This window comes from Acidobacteriota bacterium, from assembly GCA_009861545.1.
GTDB lineage: Bacteria > Acidobacteriota > Vicinamibacteria > Vicinamibacterales > UBA8438 > WTFV01.
On the sequence record VXME01000005.1, the window covers coordinates 1 to 24,535 of the forward strand.

General features: G+C 69.9%; 20 protein-coding genes and 1 pseudogene (1 of these 21 cut by a window edge). 4 read left to right on the forward strand and 17 right to left on the reverse strand.

The window, feature by feature from the left end:
* Positions 1-163 precede the first annotated feature (163 nt).
* From F4X11_00690 to F4X11_00720, 7 genes are all read right to left on the reverse strand, one after another.
* Positions 164-679: a DinB family protein gene (locus F4X11_00690; protein MYN63543.1), complete on the reverse strand. Its 516-nt coding sequence runs from the start codon at positions 677-679 to the stop codon at positions 164-166.
* 22 nt (positions 680-701) lie between these two features.
* Positions 702-1,328, reverse strand: a complete 627-nt coding sequence (locus tag F4X11_00695) for a hypothetical protein (GenBank protein MYN63544.1) — start codon at positions 1,326-1,328, stop codon at positions 702-704.
* Positions 1,329-1,333: 5 nt separating this feature from the next.
* Positions 1,334-2,473, reverse strand: coding sequence for an AAA family ATPase (locus tag F4X11_00700; protein ID MYN63545.1), 1,140 nt, complete (start codon positions 2,471-2,473; stop codon positions 1,334-1,336).
* Complete coding sequence (locus F4X11_00705; protein MYN63546.1) at positions 2,470-4,170, reverse strand: amidase; 1,701 nt, start codon at positions 4,168-4,170, stop codon at positions 2,470-2,472. Before F4X11_00705 ends, F4X11_00700 begins: the two co-directional genes overlap by 4 nt.
* Before the next feature lie 2 nt (positions 4,171-4,172).
* Positions 4,173-4,775: a DUF2911 domain-containing protein gene (locus F4X11_00710; GenBank protein ID MYN63547.1), complete on the reverse strand. Its 603-nt coding sequence runs from the start codon at positions 4,773-4,775 to the stop codon at positions 4,173-4,175.
* A 92-nt stretch (positions 4,776-4,867) separates the two neighbouring features.
* Positions 4,868-6,469 carry a M20/M25/M40 family metallo-hydrolase gene (locus F4X11_00715; GenBank protein ID MYN63548.1) on the reverse strand — a complete coding sequence of 534 codons (1,602 nt, stop codon included), beginning with the start codon at positions 6,467-6,469 and terminating at the stop codon, positions 4,868-4,870.
* 10 nt (positions 6,470-6,479) lie between these two features.
* The gene (locus F4X11_00720; GenBank protein MYN63549.1) at positions 6,480-6,971 is read right to left on the reverse strand and encodes a hypothetical protein; all 492 of its coding nucleotides are present in this window, start codon (positions 6,969-6,971) and stop codon (positions 6,480-6,482) included.
* 185 nt (positions 6,972-7,156) lie between these two features.
* On the opposite strand from F4X11_00720, the gene F4X11_00725 reads away from it, so the two are divergent.
* The 4 genes from F4X11_00725 to F4X11_00740 all read left to right on the forward strand — a co-directional run bounded on the left by F4X11_00725 (position 7,157) and on the right by F4X11_00740 (position 12,599).
* Positions 7,157-7,804, forward strand: coding sequence for a hypothetical protein (locus F4X11_00725; GenBank protein ID MYN63550.1), 648 nt, complete (start codon positions 7,157-7,159; stop codon positions 7,802-7,804).
* Positions 7,805-7,931: 127 nt separating this feature from the next.
* Positions 7,932-9,500: a polyamine aminopropyltransferase gene (locus tag F4X11_00730; GenBank protein MYN63551.1), complete on the forward strand. Its 1,569-nt coding sequence runs from the start codon at positions 7,932-7,934 to the stop codon at positions 9,498-9,500.
* Positions 9,497-11,236: an NAD(P)/FAD-dependent oxidoreductase gene (locus F4X11_00735; protein MYN63552.1), complete on the forward strand. Its 1,740-nt coding sequence runs from the start codon at positions 9,497-9,499 to the stop codon at positions 11,234-11,236. The genes F4X11_00730 and F4X11_00735 overlap by 4 nt, the downstream gene beginning before the upstream one ends.
* A gap of 127 nt (positions 11,237-11,363) precedes the next feature.
* Positions 11,364-12,599: an ATP-binding protein gene (locus tag F4X11_00740; GenBank protein MYN63553.1), complete on the forward strand. Its 1,236-nt coding sequence runs from the start codon at positions 11,364-11,366 to the stop codon at positions 12,597-12,599.
* 16 nt (positions 12,600-12,615) lie between these two features.
* Here F4X11_00740 and F4X11_00745 read toward each other — a convergent pair whose 3' ends face one another.
* The 10 genes and pseudogenes from F4X11_00745 to F4X11_00790 form a co-directional block, all read right to left on the reverse strand.
* Positions 12,616-13,329: a PspA/IM30 family protein gene (locus F4X11_00745; GenBank protein MYN63554.1), complete on the reverse strand. Its 714-nt coding sequence runs from the start codon at positions 13,327-13,329 to the stop codon at positions 12,616-12,618.
* A gap of 19 nt (positions 13,330-13,348) precedes the next feature.
* On the reverse strand, positions 13,349-13,744 hold the full coding sequence (locus F4X11_00750; GenBank protein ID MYN63555.1) for a YbjN domain-containing protein: 396 nt from the start codon (positions 13,742-13,744) through the stop codon (positions 13,349-13,351).
* Positions 13,745-13,903: 159 nt separating this feature from the next.
* Positions 13,904-14,974, reverse strand: a complete 1,071-nt coding sequence (locus F4X11_00755; protein MYN63556.1) for a cag pathogenicity island protein Cag26 — start codon at positions 14,972-14,974, stop codon at positions 13,904-13,906.
* A gap of 66 nt (positions 14,975-15,040) precedes the next feature.
* The gene (locus F4X11_00760; GenBank protein ID MYN63557.1) at positions 15,041-15,883 is read right to left on the reverse strand and encodes a DUF350 domain-containing protein; all 843 of its coding nucleotides are present in this window, start codon (positions 15,881-15,883) and stop codon (positions 15,041-15,043) included.
* A 17-nt stretch (positions 15,884-15,900) separates the two neighbouring features.
* Positions 15,901-16,626, reverse strand: coding sequence for a hypothetical protein (locus F4X11_00765; GenBank protein ID MYN63558.1), 726 nt, complete (start codon positions 16,624-16,626; stop codon positions 15,901-15,903).
* Positions 16,623-17,171 (reverse strand): DUF4178 domain-containing protein, encoded by a 549-nt coding sequence (locus F4X11_00770; protein ID MYN63559.1) that lies wholly within the window; start codon positions 17,169-17,171, stop codon positions 16,623-16,625. The genes F4X11_00765 and F4X11_00770 overlap by 4 nt, the downstream gene beginning before the upstream one ends.
* Before the next feature lie 122 nt (positions 17,172-17,293).
* Positions 17,294-18,559, reverse strand: a complete 1,266-nt coding sequence (locus F4X11_00775) for an aminotransferase class I/II-fold pyridoxal phosphate-dependent enzyme (protein MYN63560.1) — start codon at positions 18,557-18,559, stop codon at positions 17,294-17,296.
* 51 nt (positions 18,560-18,610) lie between these two features.
* Positions 18,611-20,263 carry a pyruvate dehydrogenase complex dihydrolipoamide acetyltransferase gene (locus F4X11_00780; GenBank protein MYN63561.1) on the reverse strand — a complete coding sequence of 551 codons (1,653 nt, stop codon included), beginning with the start codon at positions 20,261-20,263 and terminating at the stop codon, positions 18,611-18,613.
* Positions 20,264-20,344: 81 nt separating this feature from the next.
* The gene (locus F4X11_00785; GenBank protein MYN63562.1) at positions 20,345-24,388 is read right to left on the reverse strand and encodes a hypothetical protein; all 4,044 of its coding nucleotides are present in this window, start codon (positions 24,386-24,388) and stop codon (positions 20,345-20,347) included.
* Positions 24,361-24,535 (reverse strand): annotated as a pseudogene (locus F4X11_00790) (hypothetical protein); it runs 2,204 nt beyond the window's last position. Before F4X11_00790 ends, F4X11_00785 begins: the two are co-directional and overlap by 28 nt.

The window sequence follows — 24,535 nt, forward strand, 5'->3', positions numbered from 1 at the left end:
CCGGGCCCATTCCATGCCCGTATCTATTGACGAATCACCCCGTAAACGAAGACCTTCAATTCTCTGTCCATCTTCTTTTCGTCCATCGAACGGTGCGCATCACTCGCGAGCCGACGCCAACCAAGCATGCTCGCAGTATCGCGCGGGCGACACCTCTGCAATACTACCCGCCGCCCTGGATCAACTTCGTCAGCGCCGGCGTCTTCCCCAGCAGCCGCACGTAGAGTGCGAGCTGGCCGCGGTGGTACTCCTCGTGGGCGATGCCGTGCTGCAGCCACGCCAGACGCGTCCAGAGCTCGCCGTCGAAGCGGCGGATGGTCTGCAGCATGCCGACCTCGCCGGTCTCGCGGAGTTGCCGCACTCCCTGGGCGTGGGTGCTCCGGAGCAGGCGGACGAGGCCGGCCCTGTCGCCGGGGCGTTCCTTCTTCGGCGTGCCGTACTCGCGGATGAACGCCGGGAAGCTCTTGCGGGTGAAATCGCCCGCCGGGTCGGAGAGCTCGCCGCACCACATGAGGGCGGTGTCGACGATATGCTGGGCGATCTCGGCGGCGGACTGGGCGCCGTCGGCGGGACGGAAGTCGATCTGACCGGCCGGCACGCAGCGCAGCTCGGCGATCACGCCGCGGCGGGCGTCGGCCCAGGCGTCGAGGGCTTCTTCGAGGAGTGATGTAGTCGGCATGTCTTGTTACCGTCTGGTGATGTCACCTGAACAACGACCGCAGCCACTGGGCGAAAGTCGATCCGAGAACGCCGTCGACCCGCAGGTCTCGTGCGCGGATCGCGGCACCCATGCGGCCGGGATTCTCTCGCGTTGCGAGCCAGGCGTACAGCTTCGCCCGGAGCAACTTGCCCGGTCGAAATCTGCGATCCGCTACCGGAATTCGGTCGATGTAGTTCTCCGACCGAGGCCAGACCGGATCGTCGGTGGGAACCATCGTTCGGACGAAGTCTTCGAGCTCACCGGGAGATTCGTTGTCGGGCATCAACCAGATGCCGATGCGAGGCCGACCATTGCCCTGTTCCAGGATGGTGCCGGTCGCGGGCGGCTGGTGCGGCAGGTCGATGTTCGCGGCTCGGCACCGGTTCGACAGATCGCCCCACCGGTCTGCGAGGCTGTCGTCTGCATCCACCAGAACGCCGAGCGCCTTGCGGCCGGACACCTTGAGCTCCGGGCCGATGGCATCGAGGACCTGGCCGAGCGTGCCCTTGTCTTCGATCCGGAAGCTCGGCATCGGCTCATCCTGACGCCGGCAGAGATGATGGACCACGTGTAGGTCGCTCTCGCCCTCGACGAGCAACACGCGTTCCGGCGGATCGATGCTGGGCATCGGTTCTATCGGACCTCGATCCCTTGCTCGGCGGCGGTCGCGAGGTCTTCGCAGGAGTACTCGACAGCCCGAATCTCCTCGCCGTCTCGATCCAGTCGAACGAGGACGCAGTCCGACTCCCTGCCGTCGGCCGCGGCCTGCGCGAACCCGCGCACGCAATCCCAGCTATGGGTTGTCGCGAGCACTTGCACGTTTTGCTCTCTGGCCGTGAGCAAGACCATGCGCCAGAAGTCGGAATGGACGGTGTAGTGAATGCCGTTCTCCGCCTCGTCGATGACCAGGAACCCGTCTCCGCTGCACGCGAGGGCCATGGCGACGCCGAACAGGCGAACCGCGCCGTCACCGAGGCTCCGCAACGGCACGGGACGAGGATGGTGCCGCAGCTTGACGACGGGACGACGCACGGCGTGCCGCTTGGCGTGGGTCTCGGCGCCGATCATCGCGGCTCGCTCCACCGCGTCGCCGAAGACCAGCTTGAGCGACTGAACGGCCAGCTCCTCGTCACTCGTCAGGGCGACTCGATCCCAGGCCTGCGCGATCTCGCTGTTGGTCAACAGTCCCGGTCCCAGGGGTACGCACGCCACTTCGAGAAAGGGATCCGGAACATCGTCCCCAAGCAACGGCAGATCGGGAATGGCTCCCCGTGCCTGGAACCTGCCCCCACCGTATCGGTTCATCAGGGGAACGTGCCACGCACCTACGCTCTCTCTTCCCCGAAAGCTGATCCTGAACAACGGCCCGGGTCCGTGCGGCAGGAAGTCGGCAAGGTCCTTCACCAGTTTCGCCGCCTGGGGATCACTGGAGTCCGTCTTTTCGATCTGGACGCTGTCGAGATCGCTCGATCCGATTGAGATGCGGGTGGTTCCGATGTCCCGTCCGTGGAAGAGTGCGGACACGTCAGGGATGAATGCTCCTTCTCTGTCTGTAAGCGTGGAGACTTCCTCGCGACGGTGCAGGAGCTGATAGAGAGCCGGGAACGCAGCGCGCGCGGCGTACACGCGCACGGCGTCGAGCACCGTAGTCTTGCCGATGCCGTTCCGCCCAGCGAGAAGCGTGACCCGCCCGAGCCGGCGAATGCAGAGATCCTTGATTCCGAGAAAGCCACGGATCGACAGGCTCCGCAGGTGCAGCCGGTCGCTCGTCATGCCGGCACGTCCGCCGTCGCCAGCAGCCGCGGCGCCCGCCGGTGCCGCGTCGCCTGCTCGAAGGCGTAGGCGATGCGGATCAGCGTCGGCTCGCTCCACGCGCGCCCGAAGAAGGAGACGCCGACCGGCAGGCCGTGGACGAAGCCGGCCGGTACGGTGACGTTGGGGTAGCCGGCCACGGCCGCGAACTGCGAGCTGCTGCCGCCGAAGTGGTCGCCGTTGACCAGGTCGGTGACCCAGGCCGGTCCGCCGGTGGGGGCGAGAATCGCGTCGAGGGTCCCGCCATCCATGACGCGGTCGATCCCCGCCGCGCGCGAGAGGCGGCGCGCCGTGGCGTGCGCCCGCCTGTACTCCATCGACGAGAGCGGCCCCTTGCTCTGCGCCGCGATCAGCCGTTCCTGGCCAAAGTAAGCCAGCTCCTCGTCGGCGTGTCGCTCGTTGAAGGCGATGAGATCCGCCAGCGACCGGATCGGCGGGTTCCGCAGGTTCTGCAGGTAGGCGTTCAGGCCCGCCTTGAACTCGTAGAAGAGCACCTCGGTCTCGGCCCGCCGCAGCGCCCCGCTCGCCGCCAGGTCGATCGGATCGACGATGACCGCGCCGCGGGCGCGCAACACCGCGATTGCCTCCTCCATCAAGCCGTCGACCGCCTCGTGGAAGCCGAAGACGCTGCGCTGGATGCCGATGCGGGCGCCGCGCAGCCCGTCGGTGTCGAGGAACGGCGTGTAGTCGTCGAGACCTCGCGTCTCGCCGGGGGCGGTGGCGGGATCGCGCGGGTCGGGGCCGGCGATGGCGCCGAGCAGCAGCGCCGCGTCGCGGACGGAGCGCGCCATCGGGCCCGCCGTGTCCTGGGTCTCGGAGATCGGCACGATGCCGGCGCGGCTCAACAGGCCGACGGTCGGCTTGATGCCGACGATGCCGTTGGCTGTCGACGGGCAGACGATCGAGCCGTCGGTCTCGGTGCCGATGGCCGCCGCCGCCAGGTTGCCCGAGACGGCGGCGCCGGAGCCGGAGCTCGAGCCGCACGGGTTGCGGTCGAGGGCGTACGGATTGCGGCACTGCCCGCCGCGCGCGCTCCAGCCGCTCGACGAGCGGGTCGACCGGAAGTTGGCCCACTCGCTCAGGTTTGCCTTGCCGAGCAGGACGACGCCGGCCTCCCGCAGCCGCTGTGCGACGTGCGAGTCCTCGGCCGGGACGGACCCGGCGAGGGCCAACGACCCCGCGGTGGTCGTCATGCGGTCGGCGGTGTCGATGTTGTCCTTGACCAGAACGGGCACGCCGTGGAGCGGCGACCGCACGCGGCCTTCCGCGCGTTCCCGATCGAGGCCGGCCGCGATGTCGAGCGCGTCGGGGTTGGTCTCGATCACGCTCCGCAGGGTCGGCCCCTGCCGGTCGATCTGCGCGATGCGGGCGAGGTACGCCTCGGTGACGGACCGCGCGGTCCGCTCGCCGGAGGCCATCGACGCCGCCAGATCGCCAATCGAGACCTCCTCGAGATCGAACGGCTCCGGCGGTGCTCCGGGCCCGGTGGCGCTCGTCTGCCCCGGCGCGGTTCCCGCTTGCGCCCCGGGCGCGGCCCGCACGGCGGCGCCGGGATCGAGCGCCGACCCGCAGCCGGAGGAGCCGGCCGCCAGCGCCGCGCCCGCCAGCGCGCCGGACCGGAGGAATCTGCGCCGGTCGACGACGCCAGGGCTTCCCATCGTTATGGCACCGTGATGCTGAAGGGGACGTAGGTCTCGCCCCAGTGCAGCCGCAGCTCCGCGTCCTTCTTCTCAACCGCCGCGAAGTAGAAGGCCAGCGTCTCCATGTGCGCCCCGCGGCGCGGCGACGCCATGAACCGCAGCGCGTCGTCCTCCTCGCCGGGGTAGGGCGTGTGGTAGACGTCGGCCTGACGGTTGAAGATGATCGTCCAGCGGTTCGGATCGGGAATCGCCCAGAGGCTGTACCTGCCCGCCGGCAACGCGTTGCCGTTGATGGTGACGTCGCGCGTGAACCCGATGGCGGTGGCGTCGTTGGCGCCCGGGTTCCAGATCTCGCCGAACGGCACGATACCGCCGAACAGATCGCGGCCGCGCGCGACCGGCCGGTCGTAGGTGACCTCGATCTGCGTGTTCGCGACCTCCTGCCACACCAGCCCGCTCTGGCTCGGCTTGACGTCGTCCAGGGCCAGGATCGGCAAGGCGTTGCCGCCGGTCGCCGCTTCGCCCTCCGCCCCCGCCGCCGACTCGCTTCCGGTTCCGCCGCCGCAACCGGCGAACGCCAGCGCGGCTGCCAGCGAGAGCACCTGTACATGCCGTCTGCTCATCGATGCATCCTCCCCATCCGGACCGTTTCGCGTGAGTCTACCCCTTGCGGGCGGGGGGGCGCCTCGCCGCGTCGTCCGGCGTGTGCCGCCGACTATTGCGCGCGGCGCCGGTTGGCGGGCAGCGGCTTGCGCGGCAGCCGCTCGTCGAGCATGGCCGTTCGGTAGGCGAAGACCGCCGAGACGACCGCCATCTGGAGCAGGTCGTCGCGCTGCACACGGTCGTAGAAGTCCATGTTGGAGTGATGCGTCCGGGAGTTGTACTCCAGCCGATCCTGGATGAACTGGAATCCCGGAATCCCCACCACGTCGAACGGAAGGTGGTCCGTGCCGCGCGTCGACCGCCGGCCGATGGTGGTGACGCCGAGATCGCCGAGGTCGCGCATCCACGCCTCGAAGAGGGGGGCCGCGGCCGTGTTGCCCTGCAGCCAGATGCCGCGGATGCGCCCGGCGCCGTTGTCCAGGTTGTAGTAGGCGGACACCTTCGCGTGATCCGGCCGGCGCGCCGTCGTCCGCGGATCGGCGTAGTGACGCCGGACGTACTCCCGAGAGCCGAGCAGTCCCTCTTCCTCGCCGCCCCACAGCGCGACCCGAATCGTGCGCCGCGGGCGGGCGTCCACGGCCTGGAGGATGCGGGCCGCCTCCATCATCGCGGCCACCCCGGCGGCGTTGTCGGTCGCCCCGGTGGAGGCGTGCGTCGAGTCGAAGTGCGCGCCAAGGATGACCACCTCGTCGGCGAGGTCGGTCCCCGGCAAATCGGCCAGCAGGTTGAAGCCGTTCGGCCGCACCTCGTCGTGGAAGCGGGTCCGGATGTCGATCTCGACGGTGACGGGCAGGCCCTTCTCGAGGATGCGGATCATGCGGTTGTAGTGCTCGACCGCGATGGTCACGGCGGGAACCACCTCGCGCGCTCCCGTCGCCCGCGACCCGCCCGGTCCGACGAACAGCGTGCCGCCGTCCGTGCGTTGCGTCGGCCAGACCAGGTCGCTTCCCAGCGGCGCCCCGCCGACCCGGGCGAGATCGCTGCCCCGGTCGAGCACCGCGACGACGCCCTCTTCCAGAAAGAACGCCTGCACGTGGTTCTGGAGCTGCGGCCCGCTGCCGCCGCTGCTCGCCTGCCGCGACCGCCCGCGGGCCGGGCGCGCCGCTTCCTCCAGCAGGCGGTCGTCCATCCGCAGCACCAGGTCGCCGTCGAGCAACCCGACGTCGCGCGGTTCCTGCGCCAGCACGATCTTCCCCCGCAGACGGCCGCGATGGCGTTCGAGGGCGGCGCGCGAGGTGACGTCGACGCGGACGACCTCGGCCGAGACGGTGCCCGACGTGCCCGGCGTCCAGGCGCGCGGGTAGCCGATGATCGGCATCACCTGGGGCTCGACCATGTGCGCGTGGAAGCGTTCGAGCGACCAGCCGCGCCCGTACGCGAACCGCTCCTCGGAGACGCGCAACCCCCACGAGCGCATGCGGTCCGCGGCCCACTCCCCGGCCGCCTCGATCGCCGGCGTCCCGGTCACGCGGGGGCCGTAGACGTCGCTGAGCCAACTGACGATCTCCAGCGCCTCGGATCGCCGGAATCCCTCTTCCCGGATCGCGCGCAGCACGTCGGGGTCGGACCGCTGCGCGTGGGAGAGGGGCGCGGCAACGAGGATTGTCGCGGCGACTGTCACGAAGCGGAGCAGGGAGCGGCACGCGTCACGCATGGCATCGCGCCTATTCGATCGGCGGCGACTCGACGACGCCTTCCTCATCGACGGCGAACTGGAGTGCGTTCGTCTGCTGGACGACGCGCTCGACACGTGTTCCGTTGACCCAGACGCCCGTCGTGACCCGGCCGTCCCGGCGCGGGTCGCGGCGGCACTGGTTGCGGTCGTGCACCGTCATCGTGTGGACGATGTTCACCGGCACGTCGAAGAACTGGGTCTCGAAGTTGTTCGGCGCCGTCTCGTTCAGCACCGTGGCGGCGTAGTTGCGCCAACTGGGCCTGACGTTGTTGTTCTCTTCCATGCGGGTCAGGCAGCCTTCGAACGCCGCCTGCTCCTCGGCGGCCGGCTCGGCGGCCGGCTCGCTCTCGAGGCGCACTTGGATGGTGGCGAGGGATGAGGGCTCCAACCCTCGCGGCGACTGTTCGCAATCGGAGGCCGTAGAGGCCAGGGCGGCGGCGACCACCAGGATCAGCGAGGACTTTCTGCGGGAATCGATCATCGGACTAACGGTGCGCGGGCGCGTTCTTCAAGCATATCGGAAAGCCCTGCGGTGCGCGCCGCGCCCGCGGAAGGCGGCCGCGCGGTTCTCGTTCCCCGTCCCGGCCACGGTATATTAGGAAGGCGATCGTTCACCCGGCGGCTTCACGATCCGGGGCCGCCGCCGGATTCCCGAGGAGGATTGACATGACACGCGCAACCGGCATCGGCCTCGTTCTCGTCTTCGCTCTCGTCGCGCTCTTCGCCGGCGTGCAGGGCGCCGCCGCGCAGGCGCACAACCACATCGGCCACGTGATGGACCAGTGGCGTGACACGCCGGAGATGGCCGGCCTGCTGCCGGCGGCGATCGCCGAGGCGCAGATCGCGGCGCGGCACGCCTCGCTCGCGGCATCCGACCCGAGCAACCTCGACTCGATCAAGCGGCACACCGCACACGTGCTGCACGCCGTCGACCCGACGCAGATCGAGAACGGCCCGGGCAACGGCTACGGGGTCAAGCAGGCCGCGGAAGGCGCCGCCAAGCACATCATGGCCGCCGCCAACTCGGGCGACGCGTCCGGCGCGGTGAAGACGCACGCCGAGCACGTGGCCACCTCGGCGCAGAACACGGTCGCGCGGGCCGACGAGATCGTCATGCTGGCGGAGAAGATCGAGATGGCGACGTCGGCCGACGAGGCCGCCGGCCTCGTGGCGGAGCTGAACACGCTGGCCCAGGCGCTTCTCTCCGGCGTGGACGCCAACGGCGACGGCCGCACGGGATGGCAAGAGGGCGAGGGCGGACTCGAGGTTGCCGAGACGCACGGCAACCTGATGAAGAACGCCGAGGGGCTCTAGAAGTCCGAGTACGGACTGCCCGGGAACAAGGGGGACCGCGGCCGGTCGCGGTCGCGGCCCCCGCCCCGCCCTTCCAATCGCCGCCGGCACGGGCCAGGGATCAGCGCCGCGGCGCGGTCGCGGCCCCATGAACGAACAGCCCGCCGAGTCGACCGACTACGCGGGGGCCCCCACCAGGGTCCTGCTGGTTGCCGTCTTCACCATCGCCACCTGCGGGCTGATCTACGAGCTGCTGGCCGGCACGATCGCCAGCTACCTGCTGGGCGACAGCGTCACGCAGTTCTCGACTGTCATCGGCGTCTATCTGTTCTCGATGGGGGTGGGGTCGTACCTGTCGCGCTACTTCCAGCGGGATCTGATAACGCGCTTCATCGAGATCGAGATCCTGGTCGGCCTCGTGGGCGGCCTGTCGTCGCCGGTCCTGTTCTTCGCGTTCGGCGAGGTCGCCGTGTTCCGCGTCGTGCTCTACGCGTGGGTCGCCGCCACCGGCGTGCTGGTGGGCCTGGAGATCCCGTTCCTGATCCGTATCCTGAAGGACGAGTTCCCGCTGCACGACCTGGTCTCGCGGGTGCTGTCCCTCGACTACCTGGGGGCGCTGGCCGCGTCGCTGGTGTTTCCGCTGTGGCTCGTGCCGCAGGTCGGACTGATGCGCTCGTCGTTCGTCTTCGGCGGCCTCAACGTGCTGGTCGCGGTCTGGACCTGCCACGTCTTCCGGCGGCAGCACGGCCGGCCGCGACTCACCGCGCAGGCCTACGCCGCGCTCGGGGTGCTGGTGCTGGGAGCGGTGTTCTCCGACGATCTGGTGGACTGGTCGGAGCGGCGGCTCCACGACGACCCGGTCGTCCTGTCGCGCACGTCGCCCTACCAGCGCATCGTGCTGACCAGAGGCGACGGCGGCGTGCAGCTCTTCCTGGACGGCAACCTACAGTTCTCGTCCCTGGACGAGTACCGCTACCACGAGGCGCTCGTGCATCCGGGGCTGGCCTCGGTCCGCGACCCGCGCCGGGTGCTGGTGCTCGGCGGCGGCGACGGGATGGCGGTCCGGGAGATCCTGAAGGACGACCGCGTCGAGGCAGTCACGCTGGTCGACCTCGACCCGCTGATGACGGACCTCTTCCGCGACCATGAGGCCGTCGCCGCCCTGAACGACTACGCACTCCGCTCGCCGCGGGTCGACGTGATCAACGCCGACGCGTTCGTCTGGGTCGAATCGGATGCCACCCGCTACGACTTCATCGTGGTCGACTTCCCGGACCCGCGCACCTACTCGCTCGGCAAGCTCTACACGACCACCTTCTATCGGCGCCTCCGCGAGCGCCTGCGCCCGGGCGGCGTGGCTGCGCTCCAGAGCACCTCGCCGCTGGTGTCCCGGCAGGCGTTCTGGTGCGTCGTCGAGACCGTTCGCGCCGCCGGGCTGCACGCCGTTCCGTATCACGCCCCGGTGCCGACGTTCGGGGAATGGGGCTACGTGCTCGCGTCGCACGAGCCGCTGCGGGCGCGGGGCGCGTTCCCGCCGGGGCTGCGGTTCCTCACGCCGGGGATCGCGGAAACGCTGTTCACCTTCCCGGCCGACATGGACGCGGTCCCGGTGGAGGTGAACCAACTGAACAACCAGATCCTGGTGCAGTACCACGCAGCCGGGTGGGAGCGGTACGCGCGCGGCGGGAGCGGTACGCGCGGGGACGCGCGGCGATGAAGCCGCCCGAACCCGCGCGCGGCGCGCTTCCCCGCCTCACGCGACGGGATCTGCTGCGGATGGGACCCGGCGCCGCGGCGGCGCTGGCGTTGGGCTGTGCGCCGCGGCCGCCGTCGCCCGGGAACCGGGCGCTCGACGCCGGCCGCATCACGGGACGCATCGTCGGCACGTCGCACCGGGTCGGTCATCGGCTGCGGGACGGCACGTTTCCCGAGCCCCGACAGATCCACGAGTTGCCGGTCGCCATCGTGGGCGGCGGCATCGCCGGACTGTCGGCCGGCTGGAAGCTCGCGGGCAGCGGTTTCCGGGATTTCGTGGTGCTGGAGCTCGAGCCGGAGCCGGGCGGCAACGCGCGATGGGGCGAGAACGCCGTCTCGGCCTACCCGTGGGGCGCCCACTACCTGCCCGTGCCGACTCCCGAATCGACCGCGGTGCGCGAGCTGGTCGCGGAGATGGGGCTGGTCCGGGATCACGGGCCGGACGGCGAGCCGATCTACGACCCGCGGCATCTGTGCCACGCCCCGCAGGAGCGTGTCTTCATCGACGGCCGGTGGCGCGAGGGGCTGTCGGCACGCGGCATCGTCGAAGCGGACGGCGAGGCCGCGGGCGGCGCCGGGGAGGCCCTCGCGGCGTTCGAGACGCAGGTGCGGCGGTACCGCGACTATCGGGATTCGCAGGGCCGCAGGGCGTTCGCACTGCCGGTCGCCGCCGCGACGACCGATCCGCAGATCCTGGCGCTGGACCGCATCTCGATGCGCGAGTACTTCGACCGCGCCGGCTGGGACTCGCCCCGGCTCCGCTGGTACGTCGACTACTGCTGCCGCGACGACTACGGCTGCACGCTCGACACCACGTCGGCCTGGGCGGGGTGGCACTATTTCTGCGCGCGCCCCGCCGACGTCGAGTACCTGACCTGGCCCGAGGGCAACGGCCGCATCGTCCGGCACCTGCTGGACCGCATCGAGGGCCGCGTCCGCACCGGCATGCTGGTCTACCGGGTAAGGCCGATCGGGGGAGAACCGCGTGCGGGCTCGGCGGTCGGCGGCTCGCAGACCGGAGTCGCGGCGGCCGGCTCCGGGACGGCCGGCGGCGTCGACATCGACGTGCTGGACACTGGCGACGAGACGACGGTGCGGTACCGGGCCCGCCGGTGCATCTACGCCCTGCCCCGCTTCACGACGCCCCGCGTCATCGACGGCTACGCGCCGGCCGGAATCGAGGCGTTCACCTATTCACCGTGGATGGTCGCCAACCTGACGGTCGATCGGCTGCCGGAGGGTGCGGCTTGGGACAACGTGCTCTACGACAGCCCGTCGCTCGGCTACGTGGTCGCGACCCACCAGGACCTGCGGATGACGACGGGACGCAGCGTGCTCACCTACTACCTGCCCCTCGCGGCGGCGAACCCCGCGACGGCCCGGGCGTGGATGCTGGAGCGGGAGTGGCGCGACTGGGTGTCGCTGATCCTCGCCGACCTCGGGCGGGCCCACCCCGGAATCGAGTCGCTCGTGACGCACGCCGACGTGATGTTGTGGGGCCACGCGATGATTCGTCCCGTCCCCGGCTTCGCGTGGGGCTCCGCCCGCCGGGAGGCGGCGGCGCCCCGCGGCCCGATCCGCTTCGCGCACTCCGACATGAGCGGGCTCTCGCTCTTCGAGGAAGCGCAGTACCATGGCGTCGGCGCGGCCGAAGCGGTCATGCGCGACCTCGGCCACCCGTTCTCGAGCTCGCTCTGACGCCGGACGCGCTTGCGGAATCGGCCTCGCCAACGTGACCCCCAACGCCGGCGATGGCGACCTCCTGGAGGAGGGTCGACGCCTCCGGCGCAAACAAGCCAGTAAAATCCTAGTGTAGAGTTTGTAAATGACTGGCCTTCGGCGAAATCTGGCCGGACGTGTCAACCGGCTGCTGGAGCGTTTCCCTGTCGTCATGCTCGTCGGGGCGCGACAGGCCGGCAAGACGACCTTGAGTCGGATGGTGCGTCCGGGCTGGCGGTACTTCGACCTGGAGCACGCCGCCGACTACGACCTGATCACCCGGGACTACGACTTCTTCTTCGGCGAGTATCCCCGGCGCATCGTCCTCGACGAAGCGCAGGAGGATCCGCGGCTGTTCCGGCAACTGCGCGGGGTCGTGGACGCGGCACGGGGTGAAACCGACCGCTTTCTCCTGACCGGGTCCAGCTCGCCCGATCTGCTCCGCGAGGCGAGCGACTCGCTGGCCGGACGCATCGCCATAGTGGAGGTGGGGACCCTCAAGATCAACGAAATCGAGCGGTTGCCGCTGCCGCCGTTCTATCGGCTGCTGGAGCAGGATCTGAGCCCCGCTACCCTGCAGGCGATCCGCAAGCTGGAGTGCCCCTTGCCGGACGTGATTCCCGGCTTCCTGCGCGGCGGCTATCCGGAGCCGACGCTGTCGGGCGACGACTTCACCCGCGCCGCCTGGATGGAGAACTACTTCCGCACGTACGTAGAGCGGGACATGCGAAAGCTGTTCCCCAGGCTCGATGCCGTGCGGTACCGGCGGTTCGTGACCATGCTGTCCTCGCTCTCCGGCACCGTCATCAACAAGGCGCAACTGGGGCGGTCCATAGACGTCTCCGAGGTCACCATTCGGGACTATCTGGAGATGGCGGACAGGACTTTCTTCTGGCGGATAATCCCGTCCTTCCTCGACGCGCGGACCGGATCCGTCGTCAAGTCGCCCAAGGGACTGGTGCGGGACAGCGGGATCAACCACTACCTGGCCGGCATCGATTCCCGCGAGAAGCTGCTGCGCGCTCCGCAGGTCGGCCAGAACTTCGAGTCCTTCGTCATCGAGGAGATCATCAAGGGCGTCCAGGCCAGCCGCGTCACCCGCTGGGACTACTACCACTTCCGCACCAGGAACGGGGCGGAAGTGGACCTGGTGCTGCAGGGCGCCTTCGGGCTGCTGCCGATAGAGATCAAGTTCGGCCGTCGGACCGGGCTGAAACAGTTGGCGGGACTGCAGCGGTTCATCGCGCGTCACGAGCTGCCGTTCGGCATCGTGGTCAACAACAGCGACCGCGTGGAGATGCTGAGCGACACGATCGTGCAGGTCCCCGCCGGGTGCCTGTAGCCGCAGTCCGCACCGGCTACGCCGTCGCCATGCCCATCTTCTTCTTCAGTTCCGCCAGCGCGTCCGCCCCGGAGCTGGGCGAGGGCGCCGACAGGGCCTTGTCGATGTCCTCCTCGATCGTGCCGCCGACGTCGGCGAGCTGGTCGTAGGCCTCGGCCAGCGATTCCTCCTCCTGGACCTTGTGCTTCATCTTCTCCAGCATGGCCACGGTGCCGCTCGCGTCGGCGCCGGCGAGCTGCTGGTTGATCTTGCGCATCGACGACGCGGTGCGCGCGCGGGCGCGCAAGGTGATCAGCTCGTTCTGGTACTTGTTGATCTGCCGCTTGAGGTCTTCGACCTTGGCCTGGAGCTGATCCGCCATCCGCTGTTGCGTCTGGTGGTCGCCGCCCACCCGGACCGCCTGCTGCATGGCGTCCTCCTTCTTCGCCAGCGCCGCGGTCGCCAGGCGCTCCGCCTCGCCCGCGTCCATCTCGCCGGCCTCGACGCGCTTGAGCAGCAGCATCGCCTTGCGCTCGTACTCCGCCGCGCGCCGCTTGTGGTCGCCGGCCTCCTTCTGCATGCGGATGGCGAGCGACTTCACCTGCGCCAGGCTCACCATCGCCGCCTGCAGGTTCTTCTTCAGGTCCCGGATGCCCTGCTCGGTCATCTTGATCGGGTCCTCGAGGTGATCGATCGCCGCGTGGGCGTTCGATTCCGCGACCTTGAACATCCTGCGAAAGATACTGGCCATCGTCCTTCTCCTCGGATCGTTATCGCTTCAGGTAGTCGAGCAACTCCGCGCCGTGCTCCGCCATCGCGAGCGAGAGGGCGTCGATGGAGCCTTCCAGCTCGTTCGCATCCAGGTTGGCGAGCTGCAGCGTATCGCGGTAGAAGATGCGCGCCGCGTTCTCGTCGAGGACGAAGGCGCCGTGCACCAGCGTGTTGTTCATCTGCAGCAGCCGCACGAAGAGGTCCCCGGGGTCCTTCGGCGCGTGGCCGATCAACTGCTCGAGAATGACGATTGGCGCCTCGCAGTCGATGAACAGCTTCTTGATGCCGTTCTCCTCGTCGTCGACCACCACGAGCTCCTCGGCCTCGTTCTCGGCCGTGATAGTCAGCCCGAGGTCGAGCAGGTAGCCCTTGACCCTGTCGAAATGCTCAGCCATCTAGTGTCACGCCTCCTTGCGTGTCCCGTTTCGCGTCCTGCGGTCGAATCGTAACCGGAAGCTGCCGGGCCGTCCGCGGTCCGGCCCAACATGTGGATCTACGATCCCGCACTTCGACCGGTTCGGTGGATCGCCGGTTTCCCGTTGCGACGCAGGTCGTCACGATGAACTTCCGAACACTTCGGTTCTCCGTGTCCCGGCCCGGGCACGGTTCGAGATGACCACCAGGCGGTCGTCGGTCTTCACGGGGAAACTGGCGTCGGGATTGGTAACGATTTCGCCGATCCCGTGGCGTTGGATCGCCAAGGCGATCATGCCCTTCTTGTCCTTGAGCTCCGACAACACCTCGATGAACGACCGCCCGTCGTATCCCTCCGGCACGGGCTCGGTGACGAGGTCATGGCCCTTCTGCGCGCTCAGCAACTCGTGCAGCACCGTCGAGATGCCGTGATCGAGGGCCGCTGTCGAGATGACGTGGCTGCACAGGTCCGCGCTTACGACGATCTCGTCGGCCCCGGCCTGCTTGCAGTGGCGCTCGTTCTCCTCGCCGGCCAGCTCGACGATGGTGTAGACCTTCTTGTTCAGACTCTTGACCGTCAACACGGCCAGCACGGCCTTGGCGTCGCGCGCCCGGTAGTCCTGGGATCGGTCGCCGACCAGGACGACGGTCTTCGCCTTCTTGATGCCCGCCCGCTTCAGGTCGTCCTCGGTCTCGGAGCCGCGCACGAAGCAGAGACGGTCATCGTCGCTCGCCGGATTGGTCTCGACGTCGGCCACCAGCGCAATGGGCCTCTCCGCCGAGCGGGAATCGGCGCGCAGGTCCTTCAGGATCTCTTGCGTCCGGTAGTTCCATCCGCACAGGATGATGTGGCCCTCCAGGTCGCAATCGCCCATGCCGCGGTCCTTTCTCTGTCGCTGCGCGACGAACGCGCTGGCGATGGTACCCGTGAAGGTGCCGAGCACGCCGATGCCGAAGAACATCAGCACGACGCCGATCACCCGGCCGCCGAGCGTCTCCGGCGAGATGTCTCCGAAGCCGACCGTCGTCAGGGTGACAATGGCCCACCAGAGCGCGTCGTGGAAGGGCCGATCCTCCTCGAAGTACGTGAGGCCGGCGGCCCCGGTCAGGATCAGCACGACGATCACGCCCATGAGGCGGAAGAGGTTCTCGCGCCGCAGGAACGCGACCACCGCCGCCGCGGGCCGCGGCCTCCACGCCAATGCTCTCATCGTCCTCGGCAGGCAGGTTGATCGGCGGCCTTGTCAGGGAGTGTGGGCCAGCCGCGCCGGGGACTCCTACAGCGTCAACCCGATCAGCATCGACGCGCCCAGGTAGGTCGCTCCGGCGATGACGCCGGCGCCCAGGTGCGGCTCTTCCCGCACCAGCTCGTCGCCCAGCCGCGCGCCGGGGAGCAGGACCTTGTCGGCGAACAGCCGCACGAGCGGCAGCAGCAGCAGCCCGGCCACGGTGTAGTAGCCGAACTCGGTCAGGCTCTGGTTCCAGGAGACGAAGTCGCCCTCGCCGGCCAGCCGGATGACGTTGCCGAAGCCGGCGAGCACCCCCGCGAACGCCGCCGCGACGGCGGTGTTGCCCTTCTCGATTTCGTCGTGCAGGTCGTAGGGCGTGATCCGGTCGTACAGCCGCCCGGCCACGATCAGCGCGACGAGCCCCGCGATCCAGAACGCCAACCCGGACGCCAAGCCGCCCTCCCCGGACATCGCGCCGGCGGTGATCAGGCCGACGGCGACGTAGCTGGCCCCTTCCAGGATGCCGACGCCAACGTTGCGGTCCTCGACAATCTCGCGCTCGATGGCGAACCGCGAGAACACCGCCTTGTCGTTGATCAGGGCCGAGAGGTTCAGCAGTACGATGCCGAGCAGGCCGAAGATGGCGAGCCCGATGACGTCGTCGAGGAGGCTGAACGAGGCGGGGCCGGAGACGACGCCGCCCAGGACGATGGCCAGCCCCAGGTAGTAGCCGGCGACGGCCACCGCGGCCGCCAGGTTGCGTTTCTCGATCAGCTCGGTCCGCAACGCGAAGCCGCGGTGCAACCCGTCGTAGGTCCACTTGCCGACGAGGAGCAGCACGAGGACGACGGCCAAGTGGACGAAGCCGGGCAGAATCTGTTCTACCGACATGAAGTCTCTCCCCCCGGCTACTTGCCGAAGCTGCGCATGCCGCCCGCCATGCGGCCGCTTACCCGTTGACCGAACGACCGGCTCTGCGACGCCTGCCGCGCCTGCTGGCGGCGGAAGAAGTCGGGCCTGGTCTGGCGGGTGGTGGACCCGTTCGTGCCGTACGTGCGGCCGCCGCCGGGAGCGCTGGGGCCGTAGTACGTCTGGCCGCGGCTCCGCGCATCCTGGTAGCCGTTCCAGTCGTCGCGGTAGATCGGCCGCCCGAAGCCGCCCATGATGTGGCTCAGCAGCGCGTACTGCCCGTAGAACTCCCAGAACGACCGCCCGCTGGAGTCTTCACGCCACTGCCCGTACCGCTCGTCGCCCACCTGCCGGTATCCGGGCGGGTGCGCGTCCTGATCGACGTTACCGCCCGGGCTCTTCGAGAGGACGACCATGCCGAGGAACGGCCGGTAGCGCTCGTAGGTCCCGGAGTCGACCTGCTGCCAGTCGAGGACCGCTTCCCGGTAGACCAACTCGTCCGACCCGGCCTGCGGCGCGCCGACGACTACCTGGTACCGGTGCGAGTACCCGAACAGGTCCTCGTCCATGTCCTGCAGGACCACCGAGTACTCCGGGTACGTCTCGAGCTGCGCCTGCAGCCGTTCGAGGGGGGTCTGCGTGTCGCATGCGGCGGCGAGCAGGACGGCCAGGACGATCGGCGCGAGACCGACGCGCGGTTGCGGAACCGGCCAGCGGCAACTCATGTCGGACTCCCCGGCAGAATGTGCGTGAACTGGTAGTCCTCGACCACCGAGCCTGCAGCGGCGGTGAACTCCGTCTCGCCCCACTGCTCGATACCGACGAAGCCGGTCTCGGCCTCGTCGACGAACTCCCAGCGAATCAGCGGCTCGGGGACGCCGCTGCCGTCCGGCAGCAGGTGCCCGGCGTAGGACGCGTCGAGGCGGTACGCGGCGCCCTTGAAGATGATCGTCTCCGGCGGATCCTCGTGGTCGAGGATGTGCTGCCGAACGTCGCCCAGGATGTCGCCGACGGCGATCTTGTGCGACAGCGACCAGGCGTCGGCCGCGCGCTCCAGGTAGCGCTGTTCGCCGTCGGCGGTCAACTCCCACTCCTCAACGTCGTCCACGCCCGAGAACCGGTAGCGGGAGTAGCCGGTGACCCGCCACGTCTGCAGGTCGTAGTCGACCAGGTAACCGACCTTGAGCTTCGCCAGGACGAGATCGGCCAGTGGATCCGGTGCCTCTTCCGCGCTCTTCTTCCCGCCGAACAGTCGCTCGCGCAGCCCCATTTGCCGTCCTCGACCCCTTAAGGAACCCTAGCAGGAAGTACTCGGCGCCCGCAATGTGACGCCAGGAGTCTGCGACGGAGTCTCGCGCCGGCGAGACTCCCAACGCGGCCGAAGGGTCGCGCTCAATCGTCCCCGTACGGCTCCGGCAGCCGGTGCTCGGGATGCGATTCCAGGTACGACGCCACCCGCTCGCCGCGGGTCACCGCCTCCCCGATGAACGCTACCGCCTCGGCCAGCCTTTCGTCCGGCTCGGCGCAGCTCAGGCGCAGGAATCCGCCGCCCGCCTCGCCGAAGCACTCCCCGCCGAGGCAGGCGACGCCGCGGGCGTCGTCCGCCGCCTCGAGCAGGAACAGCGCCAGTCCGTGCGACGTGATGCCGTAGCGGTTGCAGATCCGCTTGACGGAAGGGAAGGCGTAGAACGTGCCGCCGGGCATCAGGCACGAGATGTCGTCGATGGTGTTGAGGCCGTCGACCAGCCGCTCGACCTTGCGCCGGAAGTCGGCCATCCGCTCGTCGCGCACCGGCCCGTCCACCGCCATCGCCGCCATGCCGGCGATCTGCGTGAACGGGGGCACGCACGACAGCGCCGTGTTGGTCAGCGTGCCGATCACCTCAATCGTGGCCGGGCTGCTCACCGCGAAGCCGAGCCGCCACCCGCTCATGCTGAACGACTTGCTGAAGGTGTAGGCGGCGACGCAGTGGTCGAACATCCCGGGCTGACTCAGCAGCGTGTGGTGCCGGCCGCGCCAGACCATCGCGTCGTAGGGCTCGTCGCTGAACACCGCCACGTCCCGGCCGCGAATCAGGTCGGCGAGGCCCTCGAGATCCTCGAGCGTCGCGACCCCGCCGGTCGGGTTGTGGGGGCTGTTGAGGAAGATCGCCTTCGGGCTCGGGTCCTTCGCCAGGAAGCGCTCGACGTCCTCCAGGCTCGGGCGGAAATCGTGCGAGGCGCGCAGCCGCGACACCACCATCCGCCCGCCGCGCCGCTGGATGTTCGCCGGGTAGGTGGGGAAGTGCGGGCTGAAGACGAGCACGCCGTCACCCGGGTTGACGAACGCCTCGCAGAAGAACTGCTCGTAGATCTTGGCGCCCGGTCCCACCACGACGTGTGCCGCGTTCACCGGGAGGCCGTACTGCTGCTGCAGGTACGCCGCCGCGGCGGCGCGGAAGTCGGGCATGCCGAGCGACGGACCGTAGTGCGTGTGGCCTTCCTTCACCGCGCGGACGCCGGCGTCGAGGGCGGCCGGCGAGGTCGGGAACGGGCTGTCGCCGATCTCCAGCTCGATGACGTCCTTGCCGGCCGCGAGCAGGCGCTTGGCCACGGCGAGCACGGTGAAGGCGGTCTCTCCCTGTACGGTGGAGGCGAATGTCGAGTACGTCGCTGACATCTGAGACTTGTCCTTGCGGGTTGAGAACCGAGGGGTGCCTGCCGCGGCGGGTCACCCGTAGATTTGTTGCGGATCCTCGAGGAGCGCCTTGAGCGCGCGCAGCAGCTCCGCGCCGGTGACGCCGTCGATGGCGCGGTGGTCGGCCGAGAGCGTGATCGTCATCATCGACCCCACCGCGACCGCGCCGTCGCGGACGACGGGCCGCTCGGTGACGGCGCCGACCCCGAGAATACAACTCTGCGGCGGGTTCAGGATGGCGTAGAGGCTCGATACGCCGTACATCCCGAGGTTGGAGATCGTGCACGTGCCGCCCTGGTAGTCGGCCGGCTGCAGGCGGCCGGCGCGCGCGTCCGCCGCGAGCCGGCGCAACTCGGCGGCGATCTCGGCCAGCGTCCTGGTGTCGGCGGCGCGCACCACCGGCGTCACCAGTCCCGCCGGCGTCTGCACGGCAACGGCGAGATCGACCCGATCGTAGACGCGCACGGCGTCGCCGGCCCAGGCGGAGTTGGCCAGCGGAACCTCCCGCAGGGCGAGCGCGGCGGCGCGCACGACCACGTCGTTCACCGTCGGGGCTTCCGCGCCGCCAGCCGGGACCCCCGCGGCGCGCTGCCCCAGGAGGGCATCGACCGCGCACTCGATTCCCAGGTAGAAGTGCGGCGCCGTCCGCTTCGCCTCGGCCACGCGCTGCGCGGTGACGCGGCGCATCGCGGTCAGGGGGTGATCCGCATGGGGAAGGTCCGCCGCCGGCGCCGGAATCGGCGCACCGGGAACGGCCGGTTCGGCCGCCGGTTCAAGGGCCGGAAGCGGCGCCGTCGTGCGCTCGCGGGTCGACCGAAGCAGGCGCTCCACGTCCGCCTTCATCACCCGCCCGCCGGCGCCGGAACCGGCCACGCCCCGGAGATCCAGCCCGGCCAGCTCGGCCATTCGCCGCGCCAGCTGCGAGGCCGGCGGGTCCACGGCTGCCGGCGCGTCGGACCGGGCCTGCGGAGCGTCGTCGGACGTCGCCGTGGAGACGGCCGCCGACGCCTCCACCGGACCGCTCTCGACGAGAGGTTCCCGAACCTCCCCGGCATCCAACGTCCCGGGCGGCGGCTCCGGGAGGGCGGCCACCGGGAGGGTCGCGGCTTCCGCCGGCGTCCCCTGCGGCGCGGCCCTGCCTGGCGCGGCGCCGTGCAGCAGAGCCACCAGGGCGCCCACGGCGACCCCGTCGGTACCCGCCGGGACGCGGATCTCGGCGAGCACGCCGCCGGCCGGGGCTTCGAGCTCGACGGTGGTCTTGTCGGTCTCGACCTCGGCGATGGGCTCGCCCGCGGTCACCGGGTCGCCGGGCTCCTTGAGCCAGGTGGTGAGGGTCGCGGACGTCATCGCGTCGGCCAGTTCCGGCAGCCGTACCTCGATGAGCGGCGGGGCGGAATCCGCGATCGGCCCGTTCTCGCCTGCCCGTGCGTCTTCGACGACCACGGCAAGCAGGGCGCCGACCGCGACGTCCCTCGTGCCCGCGGCGACGCGGATCTGGGCGAGCACGCCGTCCGCGGGCGCTTCGAGCTCGACGGTAGTCTTGTCGGTCTCGACCTCGGCGATGGGCTCGCCCGCGGTCACCGGGTCGCCGGGACTCTTGAGCCACGCGGCCAGCGTCGCCGACGTCATCGCCTCGGCGAGCTCCGGCAGGCGAACTTCAACCTGATCCGACATCGTCTGTTCCATGCCTATCTTACGTGGAGTGCGCGGGCCACCCGCGGCCGCACCGGCTTCGGGGGAGCAGGGCCCGACCAGGTGGAACCCGGTCTAGAAGCGCAGAGCGCCGCGCAGCATGATGGCGTGGACCGCCGCGGCGGCGGCGCGCTCGCGCCGTTCCGCTTCCAGGCTCAGGTGCGTGGCCCGGCCCACGGCCAGGCGGCTCCCCAGCCGATAGCCGCGCCCGTATTCGCGGTCCAGGCTCACCGTCCCGAAGGGGGTCAGCACCCCCCGCCCGCGGAACGCCGCGAAGCCGTAGCCGAACTGCGCGTCGAGGCGCGAGCCGGGCGCACCGGGCATGAGCGGATCGGTCGCGCCGCGCTCCCACAGGCGCTGCACGCCGCTCGCGGTGTCGCCCCAGCCCGGCATCAGGCTCACCGACGGGCCGCGGCCGGAGGCCCCCGGGTCGTAGCGGAGCACCGCGCCGAAGCCCCATTCGCGCAGCGCGCCCGCGTGCGCCGCCAGCCAGCGCCCGTAGCCCTCCGTGGTCCACCCCGCGAGATTCCGGTACCGGAGGCCGCCGCCGACTTCCAGGCCGGCGCCGGTCTCGCCGTCGCCGCCGTCGTGACGCAGGCCCAACTCCCCCCACGGCGTGAGCGAGCCGCCGGAGGAGAGAACGAGCTCGCGGCTGGCCTCGGTGCTCAGCCGCAGCCGCCGCATGTTCAATGCCAGCGCCTCGATCATCGCGCCGTCGCCGGCTATGCCGAGCCGCGCCAGCGCCGCTTCGCCCTTCAGGTTCAGACTCGTCGTCCCGCGCGCCAGCACCCGGCCGTTGACTCCCACCATTCCGGAGTCGAGCGTGGCGGCGCTCATGAGGGAGCCGGAGGCGAGATCGTCCACGATCCGGAGCTCGCCCCGGGCATGGCCGACCGTGCCCCAGACGTCCAGGTCGGGCGACGCCGACCAAGCCAGGTAGGGATGCACGCCGGTCAGCCGCAGGTCGTAGGCGCCGCCGCCGGCCTCGCCACCCGGACCGCCCGTGCGGTAGTCGAAGGAGCCCTTCGACCGCGACATGGAGAGCCCCGCCAGCGTGTTGGCGCCCAGTCGCAGGTCGGCGCCGACGTTCATGCTGGACGCCTCGCCGTCCCAGGCGATGGATCCGTCGCCGCCCCCGCCCAGGCGGCGGTAGTCGCCGCAGCCCCACGCCGCGAAACGCGCCGTCCCCTCCTCCTCGTCCTGCACCGGCATGAGGAACGACGAGTCGCTGAGCGCGCGCTCCAGAGTCAACGGCTCCCGCAGCGGCGAGGCTCGCGGTTCCGACGCCAGGCGGTCGGAGGTCAGCGCGTGGGAGAGCGACAGGTGGCCCGCCGGTCCCCGCACCCCGCCGCGGGCCATCGGACCCGACAAGGCGCGATCGAAACGACAGGCTACCGCGCTGAAGGCCAGCGCCCGCCCGAGCTCCGGCAGGACGGTCCGGTTGATCGTCTCGATCCGCTCCGCCAGCTCGGTGATCGTTCCCGTGCCCGTCGCGTCGGAAATCGTCGCCGCCACGGGCTCGCTCAGCTCCACCGTGAACTGCTCGACGCCCTCCTGCAGCTCGTCGAGAAGCGTCGTCACGGTGACGGTGCGGGTCGTCTCTCCGGGCTCGAAGCCGAGCGTCCCCTCGGTAGCGTCGTAGTCGAGACCCGCACCCGCGGTGCCGTCCACCGAGCGGTAGGACACCCTGACCGCCCGCTCGCTCGCCGGGCTCAGCGTCACGACGAAGACGGCGGCGCCTCCCTCGGATACCGGTGCCGCGTCCGCGATGGACAGCGCCGGCAACCCCTCCATGAAATCGTCGTCCTCGATCGTGCCCGACCCGGTGTCGTCCTCCAGCCCCGCTCCGGCCGGGTCGCTCAACGTCACCGTGAAGCTCTCCTCCGACTCCACGATCTCGTCCTGCCGCGTCACGACCTCGACCGTCCGGTGCGTCGTTCCCGGCGGGAAGGTCAGTGTGCCCCCGGCCTCGACGTAGTCCGAACCCGCCCGCGCGGTCCCGTCCGCCGTTGCGAACGCCACGGTCACGGTCCGGTCGACGGCCGCGCTCAACCGGACCGAGAACCGCGCCGTCCGGCCCTCGGTCACGGGCGCCGCATCGTCGATGGAGAGGGCAGGCAGCTTGCCCTCGTCGTCGTCGGTGATGGTTCCCCTGCCGGTCCCGTCCGCCAGTCTCGCACCGACCGGGCCGCTCAACACCGCCGTGAAGTCCTCGGTCTCCTCCAGTGTCTCGTCGTCCAGGATCGAGACCCGGATCGGGACCGTGTACGTGGTGTCTGCCGGCTCGAAGCGCAGCGTTCCCACCGCCGGCGTGTAGTCGAGCTCGCCCCTCGCCGTCCCGTCCGCGGTCGCGTAGGACACGGTCACCACGTGGTCGCGGGCTCCGCGCAGGGTCACCACGAACTCGGCCGTGCCCCCTTCGACCGCCGGCGGCGCGTCCGCAATCGACAGCTCCGGCAGGTCGTCGCCCAGGCCGGCGAGATCCCTGATCGTGCCCGTCGCGACGGCGTCCTCCAGCGTCGCCCCGACCGGGTCGCCGAGGTTCACGGAGAATCCCTCGTCCGACTCCGCGGTGTCGTCCATCAACGTCGCGACCTCTATCGTCAGGAACGTGGTTCCCGGCTCGAAGGTCAGCGTCCCGTCGGACGCCGTGTAGTCGGAGCCCTCTACCGCGGTACCGTCCGCGGTCGCGTAGGACACGGTCACCGCCTCGTCGACGGCCGCGCTCAACCGGACCGGAAACCGCGCCGTCACGCCCTCGATCACCGGCGCCGCGTCGTCGATGGCCAGCGCCGGCTGCCTTCCCTGGTCGTCGTCGATGATGGAGGCCGCGCCGCTGGCTCCGACCAGCGTCGCTGCCTCCGGGTCGCTCAGCTCCACCGTGAAGCTCTCGGTAGCCTCCCGGATCTCGTCGTCCAGCACCGATACCCGGACGGTCCCTGTCGTGTCGCCCGGCTCGAAGCGCAGCGTTCCCGTGGTCGACGTGTAGTCGGAACCTGCTCTTGCCGTTCCGTCGGCGGTTGCGTAGGCGACGGTCACCACCTGAGAGCTCGGAGAGCTCAACGTGACCGGAAACTGCGCCGTCCCGCCCTCGGCGACCGCCGCTGCATCCTGGATGGTGAGAACGGGCAGGCTGCCGCCGCCGCCGTCGTCGTCCTCGATCGTTCCAAGTGCGCTGTCGTCCTCTGTCGTCGCCCCGTCCGGCTCGCTCAGGGTCACCGTGAAGGTCTCGTCCGCCTCCGCTATATCGTCCTCTTGCGTCTGCACGCTGATCGTCTGCGTCTCGGTTCCCACCGGGAAGGTGAGTATCCCTGATGTCTGCGTGTAGTCGGAATCCGCCAGCGCGGTGCCGTCGTCGGTCGCGTAAGAGACGGTGACGGGCTGGGTGGCGGTGCCCGTCAGGGTGACCGTAAACACTACGGTGTCACCTTCTTCTGCCGACGCGTCGACGATGAACAGCTGTGGGGGCGCGTCGTCGTCGTCCGTGATGGCGCCTTGCCCGGAACCGTCGTCGAGTGTGGCGCCATCGGGGTCGCTGAGCGTGACGGTGAAGTGTTCTTCCGATTCCGGTTCGTCGTCGTCGATGGTGGTCACCGGGATCGCCTTCGTCCTCTCGCCCGGCTGGAAGCTGAGCATCCCGCTCTCGGCGGTGTAGTCGGAGCCCTCGGTAGCGGTGCCGCCGGCAGTCGCATAGGAGACGGTGACCACCTGCTGACTCTCCGCACTCAACATCACCTCGAACGACGCGGTGCCGCCTTCGGTCACCGGGTCGGCGTCGGCGATGGAGAGGGCTGGCAACTGCGTGTCGTCGTCGGCGATGGTCCCCGTCGCGGAGCCATTGGCGATCGTGGCGCCGTCCGGATCGCTCAGGGTCACCGTGAAGGTCTCGTCCGCTTCCTTGATCGTGTCGTCGATCGTCACTACCGAGATGGTCCGGGTCGTGTCGCTCGCGGTGAAGGTGAGAGTTCCCGATGCCGGCGTGTAGTCGTGGTCCGCCACGGCTGAGCCGTCGCCGGTCTGGAAGCCGACGGTGACGGTCTGGTCGACGATGCCGGTGACGGTGACGGTGAACTGCGCCGTCTCCCCCTCGGTCACCGCGGCGGCGTCCGCGATGGACACTTGCGGGCCGGTACCGCCGCCGCCGTCGTTGGCGGTGATGGTTCCCGTTCCGTTGTCGTCGCCGAGCGTGGCGCCGCTGGGGTTGCTGAGCGTGACGGTGAAGTCCTCGTCCGCCTCCGGTTCCTGGTCGTCGATGGTGTCGACCGA

What these genes read in the sequence shown, in the direction of transcription:
- F4X11_00750 (MYN63555.1), bottom strand. Translation starts at nt 13,744, where the DNA reads ATGGCTGAGCATTTCGACAGGGTCAAGGGCTACCTGCTCGACCTCGGG.
- F4X11_00740 (MYN63553.1), top strand. Translation starts at nt 11,364, where the DNA reads ATGACTGGCCTTCGGCGAAATCTGGCCGGACGTGTCAACCGGCTGCTG.
- F4X11_00700 (MYN63545.1), bottom strand. Translation starts at nt 2,473, where the DNA reads ATGACGAGCGACCGGCTGCACCTGCGGAGCCTGTCGATCCGTGGCTTT.
- F4X11_00775 (MYN63560.1), bottom strand. Translation starts at nt 18,559, where the DNA reads ATGTCAGCGACGTACTCGACATTCGCCTCCACCGTACAGGGAGAGACC.
- F4X11_00690 (MYN63543.1), bottom strand. Translation starts at nt 679, where the DNA reads ATGCCGACTACATCACTCCTCGAAGAAGCCCTCGACGCCTGGGCCGAC.
- F4X11_00745 (MYN63554.1), bottom strand. Translation starts at nt 13,329, where the DNA reads ATGGCCAGTATCTTTCGCAGGATGTTCAAGGTCGCGGAATCGAACGCC.
- F4X11_00755 (MYN63556.1), bottom strand. Translation starts at nt 14,974, where the DNA reads ATGAGAGCATTGGCGTGGAGGCCGCGGCCCGCGGCGGCGGTGGTCGCG.
- F4X11_00710 (MYN63547.1), bottom strand. Translation starts at nt 4,775, where the DNA reads ATGAGCAGACGGCATGTACAGGTGCTCTCGCTGGCAGCCGCGCTGGCG.
- F4X11_00735 (MYN63552.1), top strand. Translation starts at nt 9,497, where the DNA reads ATGAAGCCGCCCGAACCCGCGCGCGGCGCGCTTCCCCGCCTCACGCGA.
- F4X11_00765 (MYN63558.1), bottom strand. Translation starts at nt 16,626, where the DNA reads ATGAGTTGCCGCTGGCCGGTTCCGCAACCGCGCGTCGGTCTCGCGCCG.
- F4X11_00725 (MYN63550.1), top strand. Translation starts at nt 7,157, where the DNA reads ATGACACGCGCAACCGGCATCGGCCTCGTTCTCGTCTTCGCTCTCGTC.
- F4X11_00730 (MYN63551.1), top strand. Translation starts at nt 7,932, where the DNA reads ATGAACGAACAGCCCGCCGAGTCGACCGACTACGCGGGGGCCCCCACC.
- F4X11_00715 (MYN63548.1), bottom strand. Translation starts at nt 6,469, where the DNA reads ATGCGTGACGCGTGCCGCTCCCTGCTCCGCTTCGTGACAGTCGCCGCG.
- F4X11_00695 (MYN63544.1), bottom strand. Translation starts at nt 1,328, where the DNA reads ATGCCCAGCATCGATCCGCCGGAACGCGTGTTGCTCGTCGAGGGCGAG.
- F4X11_00720 (MYN63549.1), bottom strand. Translation starts at nt 6,971, where the DNA reads ATGATCGATTCCCGCAGAAAGTCCTCGCTGATCCTGGTGGTCGCCGCC.
- F4X11_00770 (MYN63559.1), bottom strand. Translation starts at nt 17,171, where the DNA reads ATGGGGCTGCGCGAGCGACTGTTCGGCGGGAAGAAGAGCGCGGAAGAG.
- F4X11_00705 (MYN63546.1), bottom strand. Translation starts at nt 4,170, where the DNA reads ATGGGAAGCCCTGGCGTCGTCGACCGGCGCAGATTCCTCCGGTCCGGC.
- F4X11_00760 (MYN63557.1), bottom strand. Translation starts at nt 15,883, where the DNA reads ATGTCGGTAGAACAGATTCTGCCCGGCTTCGTCCACTTGGCCGTCGTC.
- F4X11_00780 (MYN63561.1), bottom strand. Translation starts at nt 20,263, where the DNA reads ATGGAACAGACGATGTCGGATCAGGTTGAAGTTCGCCTGCCGGAGCTC.